We start from the raw sequence: 17,741 nt of genomic DNA, 5'->3' as shown, positions 1-17,741 counted from the left end.
ATGGCTGATCCAAGGGCATTCGATCAGAAAAACAAAGAAGACTTTGATCAGTACACAGAGTTATTGGCTCAGGCACTTCTTGATATCGCTGCGGATGACTCTTTGAAGGCAACTGTTGCGGAACTTAGCCGTATTACTGGTATGCATCGCAATACTATCCGACAGCGTGTTTGGCCTTTGGGGCGCCTTGATATTATCAAGGAAAATCGCCGTATCGAAGTTCTGCGTAAGAAGGTCTCGAACAGGAAGCCAATTGATCCTCTTGTATTGCTAACTGAGAAGTTGGAAGCTGCTCGGATCGAGGTTCTCCACTGGTTTACTGAGGCTAAAATAGCTGACGACCTAGCTCAGACCAATGAGAAAAAATATCAAAGTATGATTAGTTCAAGAGATACCTATAAGAACCTTTTGGCAGACGCCAATAATCGGCTCTTGGAGTCTCATAAAGAAATTGATAAGCTTAAGCAAGTTATCAGTATCCTGGAAGCTGCCCAGGCGGAGGAAAATGCGTGAAAGGTTATCTAGAATTACTGACAGACGTTCTTGAGAATGGTGCGGTCAAAGGTGATCGAACCGGTACTGGTACTATCAGTGTATTCGGTAGGCAGTTCCGCCATGACCTATCGAAAGGCTTCCCTTTGCTCACAACAAAGAAGTTGCACTTCAAAAGTATTGTTAACGAGCTTATTTGGTTTCTCGGCGGCGATACCAATGTTAAGTGGCTCAATGAAAATGGCGTTAAAATTTGGAACGAGTGGGCCACCGAAGAGGGCGACCTCGGGCCTGTGTACGGTAAGCAGTGGACTGCCTGGCCAACCAAAGATGGTGGCACAATCAACCAGATCGACTACGTCGTTAACGCCCTGAAGACCAACCCCAATAGCCGGCGAATCCTGTTCCATGGTTGGAACGTGGAGTACCTGCCTGACGAGAAGGTAAGTCCTCAGGAAAATGCTCGGCAGGGCAAGATGGCGCTGCCTCCGTGCCACCTGCTTTATCAGTTCTATGTCGTGGATAATAAGCTGTCAGCGCACCTGTTCATTCGGTCGTCAGATAGCTTCTTGGGGCTCCCGTACAACACGGCATCCCTGGCGTGCCTGACGCACATGCTCGCCCAACAGTGCGACCTCGACGTTGGTGAGATCGTAATTTCGCTCAGCGATGTCCACATCTATTCCAACCACATGGAGCAAGTGAAGACTCAGATCGCACGTGAGCCACGTCAGTTGCCTGAGCTGAAGTTGCTTCGTAAGCCAGCATCCATCTACGACTACAAGTTCGAAGACTTCGAGGTGGTGGGCTACGATCCGCACCCGCATATCTCTGCACCTGTATCAATCTGATCTTCAGCGACACCCAGTAAAATGACCGGCCTCATGGCCGGTTTTTTTACGCCCGCTCGACGAGATATCCCCGGTGCTCGATGCCTGGAGGCTGATCCCGGATCAACTCTGCTGGAGAGCCTCGTCGACCTACGATTCCTCAATATGGCTGGCTGTAAAGCCAGATGTTTGCGATGGCGAGTGAAGTCGATTTGGAGGTTGCCGTATGATCGCAGTAACTACAGCCGCAACCTCTCCCGAGGATAATGCCTTGAAGCTCCTCACAGGACTCTGGAACCTTATCAATCCCGACCGCCGCTCGGAGTCGGAGAAAACGCGAGAGCGTGACTTCATCGCGGCTGCGAACGGCCTCAAAACCCTCAAGGTGACGCCCGAAGGCGGCATGTCCATCGATCCTGAAGAAATTCGCGAACAAATAATCACAGCACGTGAGGAGCTGAAGCATCTGGTGCACAAGCCAGGAGCTCCCAACGCGCCGTTGAAGGTAATCACCGACTCCGAGGTGGCACAGGAATCGGATTCGCTTGTAGAGGCTCGACAGGGCGTCCTGGACTGTATTGAGGTGGTTGCCTGGCGTCGGTTACCCAGCGGTGCAGCTCTGCGCTACACGTGCCTGAAGTGCGTGAGTACAGGTCGATTCGTTGTCGCGGCAGCTAGCCTATTCTCTGGGGGTACTGAAAGTCTTCCACCTTGGGTTGACGGCAATACAAACAGGCAAGTCGCTAGCGCCTTCCAGAACAGAGAGTTCCACTGGTACGCGACTGTGGGTGAGGCGATGGATGCCTGGGACGCAGCGCTTTGAGGGGAGCCTACAGAATTCGGAAAAAATCGTACGCTAGGGTTTTCCAACCTGTCGTAGCGGCCTAAATTTCCCGTCTTCCCGTCTTCCCGTCTTCCCGTCTTCCCGTCTTCCAGCCTTCGGCTTTGCCGCTAGTCCGTCAAATTGATGTGCTCCAGCCCAGCGGCGAGGTCTGAATCCATCATGCACCTGATCGCCATTTGCTTGTTATCCGCCGCATTTTTTGACAAGAGCTTCAAATTGGCCTGGATGATCAATGGACAAATCGGAGGCCGCTACGCCATCACTTAGAATTGCGCACTCCGGTGATGATGGGGCAGATGCTTTCGGAATAACCGGTTTTCTTGCCGTGCCTGCCTGAATAGCAGTTCTCGCGGGTTTGGATGATTGAGGGTAATGAGTTCCCACGTCCTTGATGGAATCTTGTAAACCTTGTATTTCCCCAAGCATTTGTTGCTGCATATTCCCTAGAGCTGTAAAACTTTCCCTCTGGATTGCTTTTATAATAGGATTGCGACTCAACTGTTTTGAGTTCAAAGTCAATTTTTTGAAACCCCAATTATAAAACTGATCAGTTACCTTAACACCATACGGACTGAGCTTTCCATATTCATTAAAGACGGAATTGATAAGCGCATCCTTATTGGCTTCAGAAAGATTTTGAACTACCCTTTCATTCAAATACGCTACTGGATTTATCACTGCATGGTAACCTTCCTTTATCTCGGAGAATAGCGTATCCGCCTTGGAGAAATCAGAAAAAATTCCATCGGCTTTAGGAAATTCAAGGCCATATTGCGACTTGGCTTGTTTCATGCAAAGGGAGGCATCTTCCGAAGATCTAACAAGTGAGCAATGATACTCAGCCTCTTGGCAATGGGGCCACGCAATAACCCCCTTGTGTACTCGTCCCGTCAAATCGTTGCACTCTTCCCCTTCTGAAATATTAGCCTTTGTCGATGATATGCAACTAATTTCTTTTTGGAATTGATCATGTAGCGCTTGATAAACCTCATCCTTATAGTTCTTGCAGCTTTCAACGGTTTCATCAAAAGGTCGACTTGGAGCTTGTTTATCACCTGCTATCGCGATATCTGAGAGAATGATTATAGTTATAATTAAAAGCTTTCGACCAACCCTCCATTGAAGGCTCTCCAACAAACCTTGACTTAGTGGGTAGCTAATTGATCTCTTCATATTTATCGAACCGACAGTAAGTTAGCAAAAATAATCACAGCGGCCACTGGTTGGTTCGTTTGAAACACATTAAATTTGCCGCCACCGCCCTAGAAGCTATGGCACCGTACTTATTGACAATCGCCGTACACAAAGCCGAGTCGTGAATGCCAGAGCAGCTGGTAACAGATAACTTTCCGGACTTGATCGCCATTTCAAATTCCTCGTCGGTCGTACCGTACGCATCTACCTGCTCTACTGTGCTTAAAGCCTCAGCCGCCGTCTGATCAAACGCATCAGCCTGCTGGAGTGATTGGTTTATCGCAACTTGAGGTGAAAGCCCTTGTTGATTAATGGTTGACATCATACCAATCATATCAGTAGCAAGGATCGCTTCCCTTATTTGATTAATCATGGCCGGACTAAATTTTTTAAGGCGACTAGATAAATAGGAAAGATTTCTTTCGCACCCAGTACCTGGTTTGTACTTTGTGCCATCATACGTCCCCGCATCCTCGGCATTCTGGCCTAGGGACAAGGCATTCTTCGGCGATGGCTCGGAGACCTTAACGCCGGAATAATCAAAATCAAGTGAACGACCCTGCGGGTGTTTGGTATACACGACCTTGCCCCCTCCAATGACGTAGAGGGTAGTTTCGCGGCCAAACATCTCGATATCCTTGCCGATTCGATTGTCCAGTGAGGCAAGCCTTTTGCTCTTCACCGCGTAATCATAGAGCGCCGTACACTCATCAAGTTTTTTGCACACCGCCATCGTGACATAACGAGCCTCTGCTCCTCCTCCCAATCTGATGGCGCCGCTTTTATCTACGATGTAAGGATAGGCCCTAACCCCCCCCATATACTCCTCGATAAAGCTAATTTTCTTATTACCTTTAACATAGGTTGCAATCCCAACACCTTCAATTAGGCCATCGACACATTTTCCCGACCATGACACAGAGTCGACAAACGTGATGACCTCCAACATGGTTGAGCAGCCTTCCTTGGTTTTTACAAAAGTCGCTTCATTGGCCTGCGTCTCTTGCAGCACGAGCGAAACCAGAAGAAATAAGGCAATTTTCATAGAGACGCTCGCAGGTCGTGGATGGAGGTGCCGTTATAAAGTTATAGACAAGGGAAAGGAAAATGATGGGGGAGTTTTTATTATCATCGCCCTGCTTTTGGCTGCGGCGGTCAATCGCCAACGGCTGCTACCGACCTATTCTGTTGAAAACAGTCGTAATTTCGGCTCGTTTGAACTCAGGCACGACCATCATTTGAGAACCTGCTCAACACATTGAGTGGTTTCTCGCTAGCGAACCCAGAAAATCTGAATAATACTCCGAAAAATCAGCCCGCATGGAGCTCAGAAATGCACACCACAACCGCGATTATTGTCAGGGTGATTGCCCTAGCATTTGCTATGACCGCAGGTTCTTCGGCTATGGGATCTGACATGGATTGCACTAATCCTGTTACCCGTGGAGGTAAGAATTACTGTGATCCAAATCCCGACCAGCTCGACTACAAAAACAGGAAAAATTCAGCTGCAGATCACACGAACACAGGTGCTGCCGCTAGCGCCATCCAGTCCATAGGAAACTATCTCCAAGACCAATCTGATCGTAATGATGAACAGGAGCGGCAACAGGGTCTGGAACAGGATGATGAACAGAAACAGCAACGGCGCCTGGAGCGGCAAGAGAGCCTGAGACAACTGCGCCTGCAAATACAACAGCAGCAGTAGGAACGCAGAGAAGCTGAACACTGCGCAGTACGATCTGGCCACAGGCTGGAGGAAAGAATTTTGGCTACTATGGCAGCCCGAAAATCCTTAACGTACGATTTTTTCCGAATTCAGCGGGCTCCCCTTTGATGTCTCTACAAAACAGAAAGGCTCGTCCGGTTCCGCTTGAGCAGTACGAAGATTACGGTGACATCCCACCAGAGGGAATGGATCTAGAAGAGGTGGAACTCATCTGGTGGACAGTCGCGCCTAGGATGAGCAAAAAGGAACTACGAAAACGGCTGAAAATGGTCGCTGATGGCTATCGCGATGCCGGTCGCTTCCGGTACGCGGCAGTTTCAAATGCTCAAGGGCGCGGTCGTTACCCTCGGGGCGTCATAAACGTTCTTAGGCAGGTGCTGAGGCCGCGTGGGTTGATGCCTCTGGACACGGCTGATGATGTCCTTTATGTCCAGGTTGAGATCTGGCATCTGTGCATCTCCAGAGCACTTGAGTGGTGCCCCCCGAATGCACTTCCTAGAAAGCTTCGCGGTATCAAGGTTGAGGCTGATCTGGGGTTGTGAGCGGAGTAGTACGGCTCACTGGCACCAAGGCCCCCACGTTGGCGGGTTATCCACGATATCGATGGACGTACTGAGCTCGTACTGCATGTGTTCGAAGACTCTGTCGAGACGTGGATGGGCTTTCGACTCTCGCAGGGCATTAACTAACGCCAATAGCTCCCGCCCTTGAGCCACCGGCATTTGGATATCGCAATACACGGTGTCATCGCTGTCTCGTTCCACATCTATTCTCCGTCTGCATCAATCCAGCTTGGGCTTACTGCTGGCAGCTCTGTGTGCCTCGAGGTGTCGCATCTCTGCCTCCCAGCCACTGAGAAACTTATACCAATCCCCCGCATAAGGGCCATCTACCAACCTGGTCGACCCTACGCTTGCCTGAACGAAGCGCTCCCTCCAGGGCTGCGGGATAGTCTGCTCCAAGATGATGTCGATTCCGGAGTGGTGATGCTGCACCGTGACACAATCCAGAACCCTGTTGAGCTCAAGCCCCTTGTCAGTATGAGGGGAGTCTTTTCGCTCTTGAAGTTCAAGATCATCAAGGATGGACAAGGCATCGAATGCCTTCGAATCGCCTGGAGATACGTTCGCAAGCATCCACAAAGCCTTTCGCCTCTTTGCTTCCAGCTCGCGGAGTTCATCGTCGGGCATTGGGGATACCTCTTGCTTAAGCGAGGTGGCGCTGATGGCGTGCCGCCTGCGGCGTCAGGCTGCCGTAAATCGAGCCCCGCCAAGGCGTGTCTCACCCCTGCGGGCTCGCATCCCTCACGCCTGCGCGCCCCGCTTGCTTGGTGTTTACGCCTCTGTGAAGCATAGATCGTAACGCACCCTCCCTCATGACTCGCAGCGGAGCATCGCTTTTCAGAGCGTTCTGTTATCGTTCTAAAAGTAATTTAGTCGCTCTTAGTCATCGGCCTTCAGGGGGGCCGCGAATGGACACAACTCGACGTGTACCAGGCAGAGCCTACCAAACGGTTCGCGATCCCAAGCGTCTGCTAATTGAAAAGCGTGCCGAATCTCTATCCGCTGCAGGCTACCCGCTGCCAGATGATGATCTGGCTATGTACGCTGAGCAGATACTACAAGAGGCAAAAGCAGCTGCTCGTTCATCTCTAGTAGGTAACTTCAACGAAAACACTACACTTTCAGCGAGAAAGGTGTGCCAGATGCTGCGGTGAATGACGTCAGGTGGCCAATAGCACAGCCTCTTTATTGCGTGCCGAATGAGAGCAATGGATATGCGTAAGAAGTCCCAGTCATGGTTTGTCCCACTCCTGATTCTTTTTGCCGTCCTGTGGGTGATGGGGAACAAAGACGCGCCTCCAGCCCCGGTACAGCCATACGCTCTGAGCACGCCGAATACGCTAGCGTCGATTTCCACGGCCTCACCGTCAGCCCCGGCCCCTGCTTCCGCAACTGAGCACTTTGTGAGCGCAGATAATCTGAATGTTCGGGATCAACCAGGCGGTAAGGTCGTCTCAAAGTTGAAACGCGGTGAAAAGGTTCAGGTCTTCGAGACGCGGAATGAATGGGCGCGCATCAGCATTGATGGTCAATCTTCGAAATGGCTTTCGTCCAAAAATCTGTGCAGCGGGTCAGGCTGCTACGTTGTTTCGAAGCCCAGACCGTCGGCCCAGCTTCCACAGCCTTCTCGTCAACAGACTCCAGCTTACGGTTCCTCGTGCCCATGTTCTTCTGGAACAGTTTGCATAGGGCCAAGGGGCGGTAGGTACTGCATTACTTCAGGAGGAAACAAGCGCTACGGCGTTTGAGCGATTATCTGATGACGTCTTGCCGAGGATTACAATTTCGCAGCGGCGTCACGAAAAAAGGGCATGCCGAGCTTGTGCCGCCTGATGTCGCATCCATCGACCTTGTGTTCAAGGCGGAGTTGACTCTGCAAATATAACTTCAATGACGTGCCGATGGAGAAGACACGCCCGGCGCTTTGGATACATAAAAATCGGTGGACTAGGCCACCTCGTGACGATAGGTTTCCTTGCAGATAGCTAGGTACTGGCTATGAATCCGCAACCAATCTGACTCTGCACCTCAGGTGGTTCACCCTCATTTTTTTGACTTTTCCAACTCAGGGCTAGACATGCACACCATAAGGAAAGTGGTAATCCAGAACTTCAAAAAATTCAAATCTCTCACGCTCGATTTCGAGCCTGGGAAAACCGTGCTGATTGGCAACAATGAGGCAGGAAAAAGCAGCATTTTGCTCGCCCTAGACCTCGCGCTCGGTGGAAGTCGCAATCGAATCGAAGCTCTGGGTGCTGAAACTCTGCTCAACAAGGATTCGGTGACCACGTTCCTTGCTGGGGAGAAGAGCCTAGAGAAACTACCTGAGCTGATAGTCGACGTTTTCCTAGAGGAAAGTGACGACGAAAGCCTGTATGGAACGAACAACGCCCACCAGCGCCAGACTGACGGTGTGCGCATGATCCTTGCGGTGATGGCCGAGTATGGCGAAGCGGTGCAAGCCATCTTGGCTGATGATCAGCCGAACTTCCCATTCGAATATTACGCGGTGCGGTTTGAAACGTTTGCCGGCAGGCCCTATGCAGCGTTCAACCGCCCCATCAAGCACATGATGCTAGACGGTTCACGTATTGATGGCGACCACGCATCTCGTGAATACACCCGAGCCGTGTACGCTTTCAACGCCCCCGTTGAAGACCGCTATAAGCTTGAGAACCTGTATCGCCAAGGTAAGCATGCATTTACAGGACAACATCTCGCAGCGCTCAACGCTGACCTACCCGCGTATCAATTTGACGTACGGAGTAGCGTCCGGTCGAACCTGGAAACTGACCTAATCATCACGGAAGACAATATTCCGCTTGAGAACCATGGGAAAGGAAGGCAGTGCTTCATCAAGACCGAATTTGCGCTGAGCAAGCACAAGCAAGGAGGCTTAGATGTAATGCTATTGGAGGAGCCTGAAAACCATCTCAGCCATTCCTCTATGAAAGCACTTGTCGCCAAGCTAGCGGAGAACGAAAGCACACAGCTTTTCATCGCAACCCACAGCAGCCATATTTGCTCAAGGCTTGATCTTCGTCATGCCCTTTTGATCGGCCCGAATGCAGCTGCTGGCTCACTTAAAGCCCTATCACCTGACACCGCAGAATTCTTCATGAAGGCCCCTGACAACAATGTCCTGGAGTTCGCGCTTTCGAAGAAGGTGATATTGGTTGAAGGTGATGCGGAATTCATCCTGGTGGAAGAATTCTACAAGCAATGCACCAATGGGCGTCTGCCGCATGTCGATGACGTTCACATAATCTCTATTGGCGGCACCAGCTTCAAAAGGTACATGGAGCTCGCTAACCTGCTTGGAATCCGAGTCGCAGCCATACGAGACAATGACAAGAATTATCAGAAAAACTGCATAGAAAATTACGTCGACTTCGCTTCGGACAATGCCAAAGTCTTTGCCGACGAAGACAATGACCGTTCAACCTTCGAAATAGGGTTGCACAACGACAACGTGGAAACCTGCAAGGCCGTCTTCGGCCCAGGACGAAAAACCCTTTCACCCTTGGAATACATGCTGGCAAACAAGGCAGAAGCCGCGTTTGAGCTGCTCAAGGGAAAGCCAGGCGAGCTCACCGTTCCTGCCTACATCGCGGAGGCAATCCAATGGATAAACGAGTGATGTTCGCTGTGGCAGGGTCAGGGAAGACCACCTTGCTAGTGAAGCGTCTGAGCCTAGAAAAGCGCGCACTGATAATCACCTATACTGAGAACAACTATCGCCACTTGCGCGATAGCATCATCAAACGGTTTGGCCATGTCCCAAAAAACATCAACCTGCTGAGTTATTTCACGTTCCTCTATAGCTTCTGCTATCGCCCTCTGCTGCAGGTACATTTGGAGACGCGAGGAATCAGCTTTCGAGCTCCGCACGCCCGTACGCTAAAGCTCAAGCGGGACAATATGGCGTATTACGCCACTACGAGTGGCAGCCTGTACCACAACCGCCTCGCAAAGCTTTTAGAGACCGCTGGTGCAATTCCTGACGTGATGGCGCGAATGGAGCGCTTTTACGATGAGTTTTATGTTGACGAAGTTCAAGATCTAGCAGGCCATGACTTCAACCTGCTAATGGCATTGGCGAAAGCCAAACTTGAGATGCTGTTTGTAGGTGACTTCTACCAACATACGTTCGACACCAGTCGTGATGGAAACGTGAACAGCTCGCTACACGCTGACATTGGGAAATACGAAAAGCTTTTTCAAAAGGCGGGAGTGACTGTCGACAAAGAGACATTGAGTCGAAGCTGGAGGTGTGGTGTCACCGTATGTGATTTTATTCGTGCACATCTGCAGATTGATATGCAGTCACAGCATACGTATGAAACCCAAATCATTCCTCTGGCCAGTCAAGCGGATGCTAACGCCGTGCACGCGGACGCCAGCGTGGTGAAGCTGTTCTACCAGGAGCATTACAAGTACGGATGTCTGTCCAACAACTGGGGCGCCAGTAAAGGGCTGGATCACTACAACGATGTGTGCGTTGTGCTAGGTGCTACTCACTGGAAGGTCTACGAAACATCTTCGCTCGCCGCGCTCCCCCCACAGACAAAAAACAAACTCTACGTTGCCTTCTCACGGACACGAGGGAGGCTGTTTCTTGCACCGGAAAAGCTTTTCAAACCGTTCAAAACTATTTAAGCCGGGATCTTCAGCGTCAAGCGCAACGACTGTTTGGCGAGCAGTATGCCGTTCGGAGAGTTTATGTTGGGCATGAGCTGGCCGGGCGGTCACAAGCATACTAGAGCGTGGGCTGGAACTGGCGAAGACTCGCACGTCCGTTTCCTCTCTGAAACGTGGCAAGGACGCACCGGGAGTTCACTGTGGTCAGTACCCACCACGGAACCATCAGCGCTGATACCTTCATCAGTGATGGGTTTGGACACCCTGAATCAATCTTCAGCATGCCATAGCCGCCGGACGGTAGTTCTGGGCATTCCCAGCTGCTCGCTGATTTCAGTTTGCGTGAGCCCTGCGCGTTTCAGTTCCTTTACCTTTCTCAGTTTCTCTGCCACCGCCGCTGTTTGGGGTGGGACAAGTGTTTGAGGCTCACGTGGCAGAACCTCGTCCAATACGCCGAGTTGCTGCAACTCGGCAAGAGCTTCGTTCAAGGCGGAGCGCGCTGTCTTACCCTCATCCGCCGCAGCCACAAGCGTAAGAAACGACAGAGGTCGAAGGCCCAGAGCCTGAGCTAGATCTGCACTGAGATCGACGCTGACTGAGACCGCTGAGGCTTCCAGCCGACTAATGTGACCTTGATCAGCCTTATCCTGAAAATCAGCCTGCGATAAGCCACGCCTTACCCTCAGCCACTGCAACGTCGCCGCGTAAGCCTTGCGCAAAGACATCAGAGCATCCCCTCCGAAAAAGAGGACGGTATGCCGGGTTTGATAGAGGCCAAACAAATGTATATAGTCATTGCGATGGCCTTTTAGCCGTGATCGCTTGCTGATTAGCGCTTGCAGAAAGCTCCGTTTTCTTTCCGCTGATTTTGGGAGCTGCAATTTATGAGTAATTCTTCAGAGCCTGGATTGCTGCAGGATGGCCAGGTTTCCTCAGCTGGCACATCGCTGTCGCCTGCCGAGATAGAGGCATTAGTGGCTGAGCGCTTTCCTCGCAAGGCGTACTGCACAGTCGAAGATTGGCTCATCTTCCACGTGGGCGAACCTGCTGAATCGCTTGCCCGAGTTCGTGCAGCAGGCCTTGAGCCGATGTTCATGTATGCGCATTGCGTCATCTATGACGGGCACGGGCGGTTCCCACCTGGAGGGTGGGTGCGCTCGACCCTATGCAAATCATTCGATGGCGTTTGCCTGTTCGAGACGCGAAACACGGTGTACGTGCTCGTGGGAAAAGGGCGCGAGATGACTGCCTCGCTGAAGACAATATTTGGCTTATGTTAATCGCAGGAGCGCTTCGCGGGCCTGCTCTACACGAGATACACGATGTTCAGGATTAGCATGCAAGATCAGGCCGGCCCGGTGGGAATGTTCGGGGACGGTCTCGCTCATTTTCACGCGGTGTCGCGATCCCTAGTCACTCATTGGTATCACGTGAGCCTGAAGCGTCGACACGAAGACCGCTTCGTAGCTTACGAGGAGATGTTGAGCGACGAGCCCCGTCTGGTTGAACTGCTGGTCTCTCAGAACGAGAACCTGCTCGTGCAGGAAGTCCAAGTCGTCACTCCAGGGTGGATGAACAAGGGGTCTAGCTGGAGGATGGAGAAGCTGACCTCGCTCGCCATGGGATTCAATCAGGCTGAAGTGCCAATCTGCGTCTTGAAGGTCGAGAGCGGTGATGTGTACGTCAATACTCATCAGCGTGATTTGGATGTTGAGTCTCTGACTGGCTTGAAGGAGCTATACCGGAGGACGGCTCCAGAGACCACCGTAACTCCTGTATCGAGAGGTTCGTAACCATGGAAGAGATCAACACGGTCGCAGTCGATTTGCACGTGAAACGCTACTCGGACTTTGACCTGCTTCGCCTCGCCAAAGCAGCGAGCCAGGATTACGACGGGCTGGTTACTGCATTTCTGGTGAATGTTCACATTTATGCCTGCAGCGCCATTGGTGTCGTGTTCAGTCACATTTGCCCAGGGCCATATCAACGATTTGCGGATGGTCGTCTGATTCGGACATCGGACATCCAGTCTGTGACGAAGGAAGGCAGGTTCTGGGTGATTAACACTGTCAACTCGAAGTACGTTGTTGCGACATTCAGGCGGGACGTCGGGCGCCGTAGCTTGCGGGAGTTCATACGTATTGCGGGTGATCGGTTTATCCCGACGCCTAGTCGGCTGCAATAAATCCTGTATCGTTGCTGTACGGTGCCCTTAGCGACGTTCTGCTGCGGTGAAAGGCTTTAAGGCTATCAGCTAGCACATGGAACTATCTAAGAGTCGGTCTCTGCCGGAGTGTAGGGCCGAACCGCGCGGACAGGTACCGCCTTGCGTACACACTGATGAATTTATAACCTTCCTCGATAGTCAGCGAGGCGGTTTTGATTTCCTTCGCCTGCTGCTTGAATCCATGCCGCGACTCGAAACCACTGATCGAAAAATTGTTAGCAGTCAGCTCAAAGCTTTTTTGAATCTTTTTGTCTACAGGCACAGTTAAACCGTACTTCGTCGTATAGGACTCAATTGTTTCGAGAATCTTGTAGTAGGTAGTCCAACCGCCCTTTTGCTCAAACAGCTTGACCAAGTGGTGAGCATCTTGATACTCGCAAGCAAGCGATACAAGGTGAAAAACAAACGCACTGTCTTCCCGATCCCTGCCTCGCTTCGCTGAGGCTGGGAGAGCACCCAGAAGGCCATGCAGGTTGCGTTTTTCGACGTAGTTTACGCTCCGGCCCTCACACAAGAGGCGCGCAATCCGGAATGGGTGTTGCTGGTTCCACAGCAATGCCATGGCTCCATTGAACAGCGACAGAAGCTCGTGCGCTACCTGCCAGGCCACATCAGGGTCATCTTCGATATCGTCGAAATGTGAGGAGCTGAAGCTGAAGTGGTCATTTGTGCAGTCGAGGTAGTCGTCGACTCCTCCCCAGACCCAAAAATGCCCGTTGTTATCGTTTTCACGAGAAAGCTGATGCAAGTACATGGGTATGCCACTGGTAAGTTCGACTTCCCAATTAATCGTGGAGCTCATTAGCGTCGTAACCTCAGAATCCTGGGACTGGCAGCCTGCCGCCATGCTTAAAGGGCCGTGAATCTAAGACAGGCTGCTGCAGGTCTGCAATAGGGATGTGTTCTCTCACAACCAACCCTGCCGCCGAATTAGCTAAAACGGGATTGGATCGTCAAACTGGATCGATGCCTTTCTAGCTCGTAGGGGCCTCCCCAGTGATCATCATGGATGGCTCAAGCGCCATTCATTGCCAGAGGAGAAGCCTACGGGCAAAAAAATTTTGCGGCTGGCACTGGTGACTTAGAACAATTTTAGAATGGTAAATCTTCATCACCAATCGGCTCAGGCTTTGCAAGTATTCGCGGCGTGAGCGCTTGATGGATGCTCTCAAGGCGAACCTGTAGTTCATCGAAGGTCACTACCAGTACGTCTTTCAGACTATTTCGATACTGCTCGAAAGCTTCCTGTTTATCCTCTTCCTCTGGAGTGCGGCCAATAATGACGATGGCAGCAACAGCATGGGCGTGAACACGATCCTTGAAGTCACGCGCCAGGCCAAAGATCTCGCGCTGGACATTGCCACGCTGACTGATGATCTGGCCGACTGAACCGCTGAGCTCATGGGACGGGGTATAGGTTTGCCGGTACTGCCTACCAAGCAGGTCATGCTGGGGATGCTTGATTTCGATTAGAGCGAGATTGCCGGTGGCCCTTGCCGCCATCAGGAAGTCGGAATATTGGCCACCTCGACCGCTGAAATTCTTTCCCCCTACATAGGGTTGGTCGGCGATTTTCTTTACGGGATACCCGAATGCCATGTCGAGAATAAACGGGTTGTCGCTCAAGAAAGCTTGCCACCGGGATTCGCCGACATTGCTATTCATCATCTTCCGATAAACTTCAATGAGTTCGCCTAGTGTGACGAGCTCAATCTGCTCCTTGAGGTTGAACAGGGTACGAGGTTCGGACTTCGCCAAAGTCGGAACATTCTGCTGCGTGAGCCTCACTGCTTGTTGCTGGTCTTTCGGGGAGAGCTGAGGGTTGACAGAGCCCAGCGAGATAAGATTGGACAATACATCGGGAGGAAGCTTGCGTGCTTTCGGCGGATAAACTCCTGGGGCAGCTCTGTGCAGAAGTCCGGTGTAGCAGATCAGCTTCTTATCTGCAGCCGTCTCCCGTTGATGACGCTGCGACAGCCGATCCAGCCCCCTTCTTAAGAGCTCAAGTTGGCCGATTCCAAGATAATAGGTACTGCCCTGTACTCGTGTGTCGTCATAACCTCGCCCGCCGTGAAGTACGATCTCTTCGACGCCATCTAATTCGGCTACGGCCAAAGCTATGAAACGGTATTCATAATGAAATCCGAGACCATAGCGCCAGTCCTTGGCGAGTCCTGCCGGCAAATCTGCAAGTACCTCTTCGACACTGCCCTCGTCAGTTGGATGGGCATAGGGTTGGCAGACTTGGCGAGTGATCCTGATCGACTTGACGGTGTCGTATTTGGAATCAGCGTATTTAGAATGCCCCGATCTAGGAAAGATGGGATAGATGGTGAGGTCGTCCGGAGTCACTTTCAATATCAAGTGCCAGTCAGGCGAGTTCTCTGACAGTGCCAAATCGCTGTAATACACGCGAGAGACACCGTAGATTTCAATGTCACCCTCCATCTCAAACCCGCCAATTGATTCGGGCGGGGCAAAATCGTCCTCCTCCAAATCTTCCCCATGATCATCAAATTCGAAACGAAGAAAAGGGCCACCGTCGCTGCGCTGCTGCATGGCGAACTGGGAAGGGCGCATAGAAGGCATTAGCTGTCATCCTTGATAACAAGATCATCTTTTGGAGGCTGATTAGCCGTCATATAGCTAGGCACAGAGCCAGTGTATCGATCCCCCCGATCTTCGAGAAGCAGACAGGTGTTCCCGTGCCCTCAACGATGGTCAGCGCTCTGTGCTCGGAGTGATGAATCAGTCATTCACTGGCGAGCGCTACATAGGCACTCCGGATGGTGCGTGGTGCAATGGTACGAAACTGCAGACGCGCTCATGCCTAGGTCTTTCCCAGCAACACTGATGTGCACAACAGGCGATGTGTAAAGTCATCTGTGGAAGGGGTCAAAGCCGTTGCTCAAAGGGTACTTACTTATGACAAACGGTTAGTTTCGGAAAACCTTGAGCCTGATGCGGAGATTTTTTGAGAACGAAATAGCTTTGTTCTCAATCAGCATCGTTAATGGTCGCGCGCGTGAGGCGGAAATATGCGAGCCGGCTCCCGATGGACGGGGGCGAGGAGCAGAAAGAGGGAGCCGACTCTACCCACCGGTATCACCATCAGGCCCTTTGCCGACGTTAGTCGGCTTCAATGATCTCTGGATCGTTGTTGTGAGCTTGCCCCGGCTGTCGTGAAACAAACCCGGAAACGCCGGGTTTTGGCCCTTACGGGCTTTTATCCTCAAGCCTCTGGCCCGTCGTGGGCCGACACCCTCTACTTGCCATCTGTTGCTTCAGTCCCCTGAATCGCCTCATGGTAGGCGTTGGGTAGGAGGTGCTTGCAGACGAGTCTATTATCAGGCTTGCCAGTAATTATTGATTGGGTTAAGCAATTCAGGATTGAATCAGGTCTGCTCGAACATATCGAGCCTCCGCACCACATCCGGATCTTCAGAAGCAGGGCTTACAAAATGATGCGCCGGACTTTTAGCTGATTTCAGCGGCAGCCACATACGATTCGACAGAGGAGGTCGGTAATGTCAGAAAACGGTGAGTTGGAAAAAGATCGGCTTGAACTATTACGTTGTGATCTTGCAAAACGATTAGAAGGATTCTCCAGCAACGCCCCTGCCATTAATGTTTACGAACTGAGCAGCTCGCGATTAGCCCGGGAGAATTTTCCAGTGCCTGAAATGCTCTTGCTTATGCTGCGAAATTTCTTGGGGTGGAAATGGTCTGGCCCCCGCGAGAAGGTTCGATGGACGGTTTATGGCACATTCCATGGAGAGCCCGTCGCCATTGAGCTGGGCAAGTTTGGCCTCACCATGCTTAGATCGCATGCCTTGAGCAAGAGTAAGCAGCGTATCGAGGGGCAGCTCAAAAGTGCAGTAAACATTGTCGAGAAATTCATCAAACCAGTGCTGGAACAGCAGGTTTCTTCTGGCAATGTGACCATCGGCAATCACCTCAGTGAGTTCGTGTCTCGATATGAGTTTTTCCGGGGCCAAGCAGACAAGGCTTTTCGACTCGCCGAGCGAAAAGCAAAGGAAAAGCCCAAGGGCGGTAACGAGTCTCCTGAGGGCATTATCTCTGCGCTTATGCACGGCTACAGCCGGAGCATGAAGGTGCAGCAGGAGGGTTTCTATCACTCGGTTGCCATGGTCGATGCATATTTCAGTGCCTTAGAACACAGATTGAATTTGCTTCGTGCCTTCACTGGCGCTCCTTTACCTGAAGACGGCTTCAAAGATTTCATGTCCAAGAATTGGAATGAGAAACTCGACGAGCTTTTAGGGGCAAATCCATCGCCAGCGGCGCGCAAAACGCTTCAGGGAATGCGAGAGATCAAGGAACGTATTCGCAACCCATTCGCCCACGGTGGCTACGAGAATGACAAAGGAGCGTTGCATGTGCACATCCCGAGCATCGGAACAATCCCTGGAAATATCACCCAATTCGGGAAAAGTGCCAGGTTCTCTTTCATCCCTGTAGGAGCCAACGATCACGAGTTAAATTGCGCTGTCTTCGATGATGTCGACAAGCTGCTGTGCATGGCTCACCTCGCCGGCCCCTACCGGCTGATGGAGGCAGGTATTGATCCGTCGTTCGATGAGGAATCCTTGCTCTCTTACAGGGACGCGATCTCGGGCGGGGCGGAAGCCATGGAAGAGTTTATCGACCACTGGAATTATATGTGGGAGCTTCATACCAACATGGACTACTAGCGCCTGAGGCATCAGTTCGTGACGTCCATCCTTCCAGACGACACCTTTCAGCAGCCATCCTAGTAGAATTGAGCGAGCTAGTAACCGCCCGTTGAGATGTTATGAACCCTGAGTTGACTGAAGAAGAAATGCGTCGAGCCCTTTTCGGGACGGCCCAACCCGAAAATGAGGCTCCTGCAGCTCCAGTACAGGAGGCTGTGCCAGAGGTTGTGTTCACGAAACCCGTGGTCGCCCTAGCACCCAAGAAGAAAGTGGCGAAAGCGTTCACGCCTAGGCTCAAGGTTACGCTCCGGGTTGGAAACGAATTTGAAGGGAAGATGCACGAGCTGATTCACGAAGCCGACACGTTGAGCTCCCTGCTTGCTGAGCAGGAAGCTGTGAGGGCTGCCAGGAAAAAATACAAATATGTCGAAGTGGTCTCGGTCAAATCGATGTAGATATTGGCAGTCGGACTATCTGTGTGATCTTAGTTTGGATTCATGCCTTCAACGAACTGAAAAATGAGG

The 17,741-nt window shown here is 51.6% G+C and carries 19 protein-coding genes and 1 pseudogene; 13 read left to right on the top strand and 7 right to left on the bottom strand.

All coding sequences use genetic code 11. From position 1 onward, the window contains the following. From OH720_RS30310 to OH720_RS30300, 3 genes are all read left to right on the top strand, one after another. On the top strand, window positions 1-513 hold the full coding sequence (locus OH720_RS30310) for a hypothetical protein (protein WP_131653492.1): 513 nt from the start codon (window positions 1-3) through the stop codon (window positions 511-513). After that, entirely contained in the window at window positions 510-1,343 is an 834-nt protein-coding gene (locus OH720_RS30305) for a thymidylate synthase (protein WP_131653491.1), read from the top strand. Before OH720_RS30310 ends, OH720_RS30305 begins: the two co-directional genes overlap by 4 nt. A 205-nt stretch (window positions 1,344-1,548) precedes the next feature. Next, on the top strand, window positions 1,549-2,145 hold the full coding sequence (locus tag OH720_RS30300; RefSeq protein WP_272603932.1) for a hypothetical protein: 597 nt from the start codon (window positions 1,549-1,551) through the stop codon (window positions 2,143-2,145). 204 nt (window positions 2,146-2,349) lie between these two features. Here the strand turns inward: OH720_RS30300 and OH720_RS30295 are convergent, their stop codons facing one another. After that, complete coding sequence (locus OH720_RS30295; protein ID WP_272603931.1) at window positions 2,350-3,339, bottom strand: hypothetical protein; 990 nt, start codon at window positions 3,337-3,339, stop codon at window positions 2,350-2,352. Window positions 3,340-3,373: 34 nt separating this feature from the next. Continuing rightward, entirely contained in the window at window positions 3,374-4,405 is a 1,032-nt protein-coding gene (locus OH720_RS30290; RefSeq protein WP_272603930.1) for a hypothetical protein, read from the bottom strand. Between the two features lie 288 nt (window positions 4,406-4,693). Here OH720_RS30290 and OH720_RS30285 point away from each other — a divergent pair, with 288 nt between their 5' ends. Next, on the top strand, window positions 4,694-5,068 hold the full coding sequence (locus tag OH720_RS30285; protein ID WP_272603929.1) for a hypothetical protein: 375 nt from the start codon (window positions 4,694-4,696) through the stop codon (window positions 5,066-5,068). A gap of 578 nt (window positions 5,069-5,646) precedes the next feature. Here OH720_RS30285 and OH720_RS30280 read toward each other — a convergent pair. Together OH720_RS30280 and OH720_RS30275 are read right to left on the bottom strand one after the other, a co-directional pair. After that, entirely contained in the window at window positions 5,647-5,853 is a 207-nt protein-coding gene (locus tag OH720_RS30280; RefSeq protein WP_272603928.1) for a hypothetical protein, read from the bottom strand. Between the two features lie 18 nt (window positions 5,854-5,871). After that, a complete protein-coding gene (locus OH720_RS30275) occupies window positions 5,872-6,279 on the bottom strand; it encodes a hypothetical protein (protein WP_272603927.1) in 408 nt (135 codons plus the stop codon). 572 nt (window positions 6,280-6,851) lie between these two features. Between OH720_RS30275 and OH720_RS30270 the strand changes: the two genes are divergently transcribed. The 3 genes from OH720_RS30270 to OH720_RS30260 all read left to right on the top strand — a co-directional run bounded on the left by OH720_RS30270 (window position 6,852) and on the right by OH720_RS30260 (window position 10,311). Further along, the gene (locus OH720_RS30270; RefSeq protein WP_336299060.1) at window positions 6,852-7,400 is read left to right on the top strand and encodes an SH3 domain-containing protein; all 549 of its coding nucleotides are present in this window, start codon (window positions 6,852-6,854) and stop codon (window positions 7,398-7,400) included. A 329-nt stretch (window positions 7,401-7,729) separates the two neighbouring features. Then, window positions 7,730-9,292 (top strand): ATP-dependent nuclease, encoded by a 1,563-nt coding sequence (locus tag OH720_RS30265; RefSeq protein WP_272603926.1) that lies wholly within the window; start codon window positions 7,730-7,732, stop codon window positions 9,290-9,292. Further along, window positions 9,277-10,311: an AAA family ATPase gene (locus OH720_RS30260; RefSeq protein ID WP_272603925.1), complete on the top strand. Its 1,035-nt coding sequence runs from the start codon at window positions 9,277-9,279 to the stop codon at window positions 10,309-10,311. Before OH720_RS30265 ends, OH720_RS30260 begins: the two co-directional genes overlap by 16 nt. A 251-nt stretch (window positions 10,312-10,562) precedes the next feature. Here OH720_RS30260 and OH720_RS30255 read toward each other — a convergent pair whose 3' ends face one another. Continuing rightward, window positions 10,563-11,018 carry a helix-turn-helix domain-containing protein gene (locus OH720_RS30255; protein ID WP_272603924.1) on the bottom strand — a complete coding sequence of 152 codons (456 nt, stop codon included), beginning with the start codon at window positions 11,016-11,018 and terminating at the stop codon, window positions 10,563-10,565. 159 nt (window positions 11,019-11,177) lie between these two features. Here OH720_RS30255 and OH720_RS30250 point away from each other — a divergent pair, with 159 nt between their 5' ends. Genes OH720_RS30250 through OH720_RS30240 form a run of 3 tightly spaced genes read left to right on the top strand, consistent with a single transcriptional unit; the run spans window position 11,178 to window position 12,478 of the window. Continuing rightward, window positions 11,178-11,573, top strand: coding sequence for a DUF6957 family protein (locus OH720_RS30250; protein ID WP_272603923.1), 396 nt, complete (start codon window positions 11,178-11,180; stop codon window positions 11,571-11,573). Between the two features lie 42 nt (window positions 11,574-11,615). Then, complete coding sequence (locus OH720_RS30245; RefSeq protein WP_272603922.1) at window positions 11,616-12,086, top strand: hypothetical protein; 471 nt, start codon at window positions 11,616-11,618, stop codon at window positions 12,084-12,086. A 2-nt stretch (window positions 12,087-12,088) separates the two neighbouring features. Continuing rightward, window positions 12,089-12,478: a hypothetical protein gene (locus OH720_RS30240; RefSeq protein WP_272603921.1), complete on the top strand. Its 390-nt coding sequence runs from the start codon at window positions 12,089-12,091 to the stop codon at window positions 12,476-12,478. Window positions 12,479-12,560: 82 nt separating this feature from the next. On the opposite strand, the gene OH720_RS30235 is transcribed toward OH720_RS30240, so the two are convergent. Next, the gene (locus OH720_RS30235) at window positions 12,561-13,322 is read right to left on the bottom strand and encodes a hypothetical protein (protein WP_272603920.1); all 762 of its coding nucleotides are present in this window, start codon (window positions 13,320-13,322) and stop codon (window positions 12,561-12,563) included. A 290-nt stretch (window positions 13,323-13,612) separates the two neighbouring features. Next, complete coding sequence (locus OH720_RS30230; protein WP_272603919.1) at window positions 13,613-15,109, bottom strand: Shedu immune nuclease family protein; 1,497 nt, start codon at window positions 15,107-15,109, stop codon at window positions 13,613-13,615. Window positions 15,110-15,227: 118 nt separating this feature from the next. On the opposite strand from OH720_RS30230, the pseudogene OH720_RS30225 reads away from it, so the two are divergent. The 3 genes and pseudogenes from OH720_RS30225 to OH720_RS30215 all read left to right on the top strand — a co-directional run. Then, window positions 15,228-15,394: pseudogene (locus OH720_RS30225) on the top strand (histidinol-phosphatase); the annotation flags it as partial. Between the two features lie 653 nt (window positions 15,395-16,047). Continuing rightward, complete coding sequence (locus tag OH720_RS30220) at window positions 16,048-17,235, top strand: hypothetical protein (RefSeq protein ID WP_272603918.1); 1,188 nt, start codon at window positions 16,048-16,050, stop codon at window positions 17,233-17,235. A 101-nt stretch (window positions 17,236-17,336) separates the two neighbouring features. Further along, complete coding sequence (locus OH720_RS30215; protein WP_272603917.1) at window positions 17,337-17,672, top strand: hypothetical protein; 336 nt, start codon at window positions 17,337-17,339, stop codon at window positions 17,670-17,672. Window positions 17,673-17,741: the final 69 nt, after the last annotated feature.

Origin of the sequence: Pseudomonas sp. WJP1 (assembly GCF_028471945.1) — a bacterium.
Lineage (GTDB): Bacteria > Pseudomonadota > Gammaproteobacteria > Pseudomonadales > Pseudomonadaceae > Aquipseudomonas.
The sequence above is the reverse complement of the archived record's forward strand: the minus strand, read 5'-3'. Positions and strand labels throughout refer to the sequence as shown.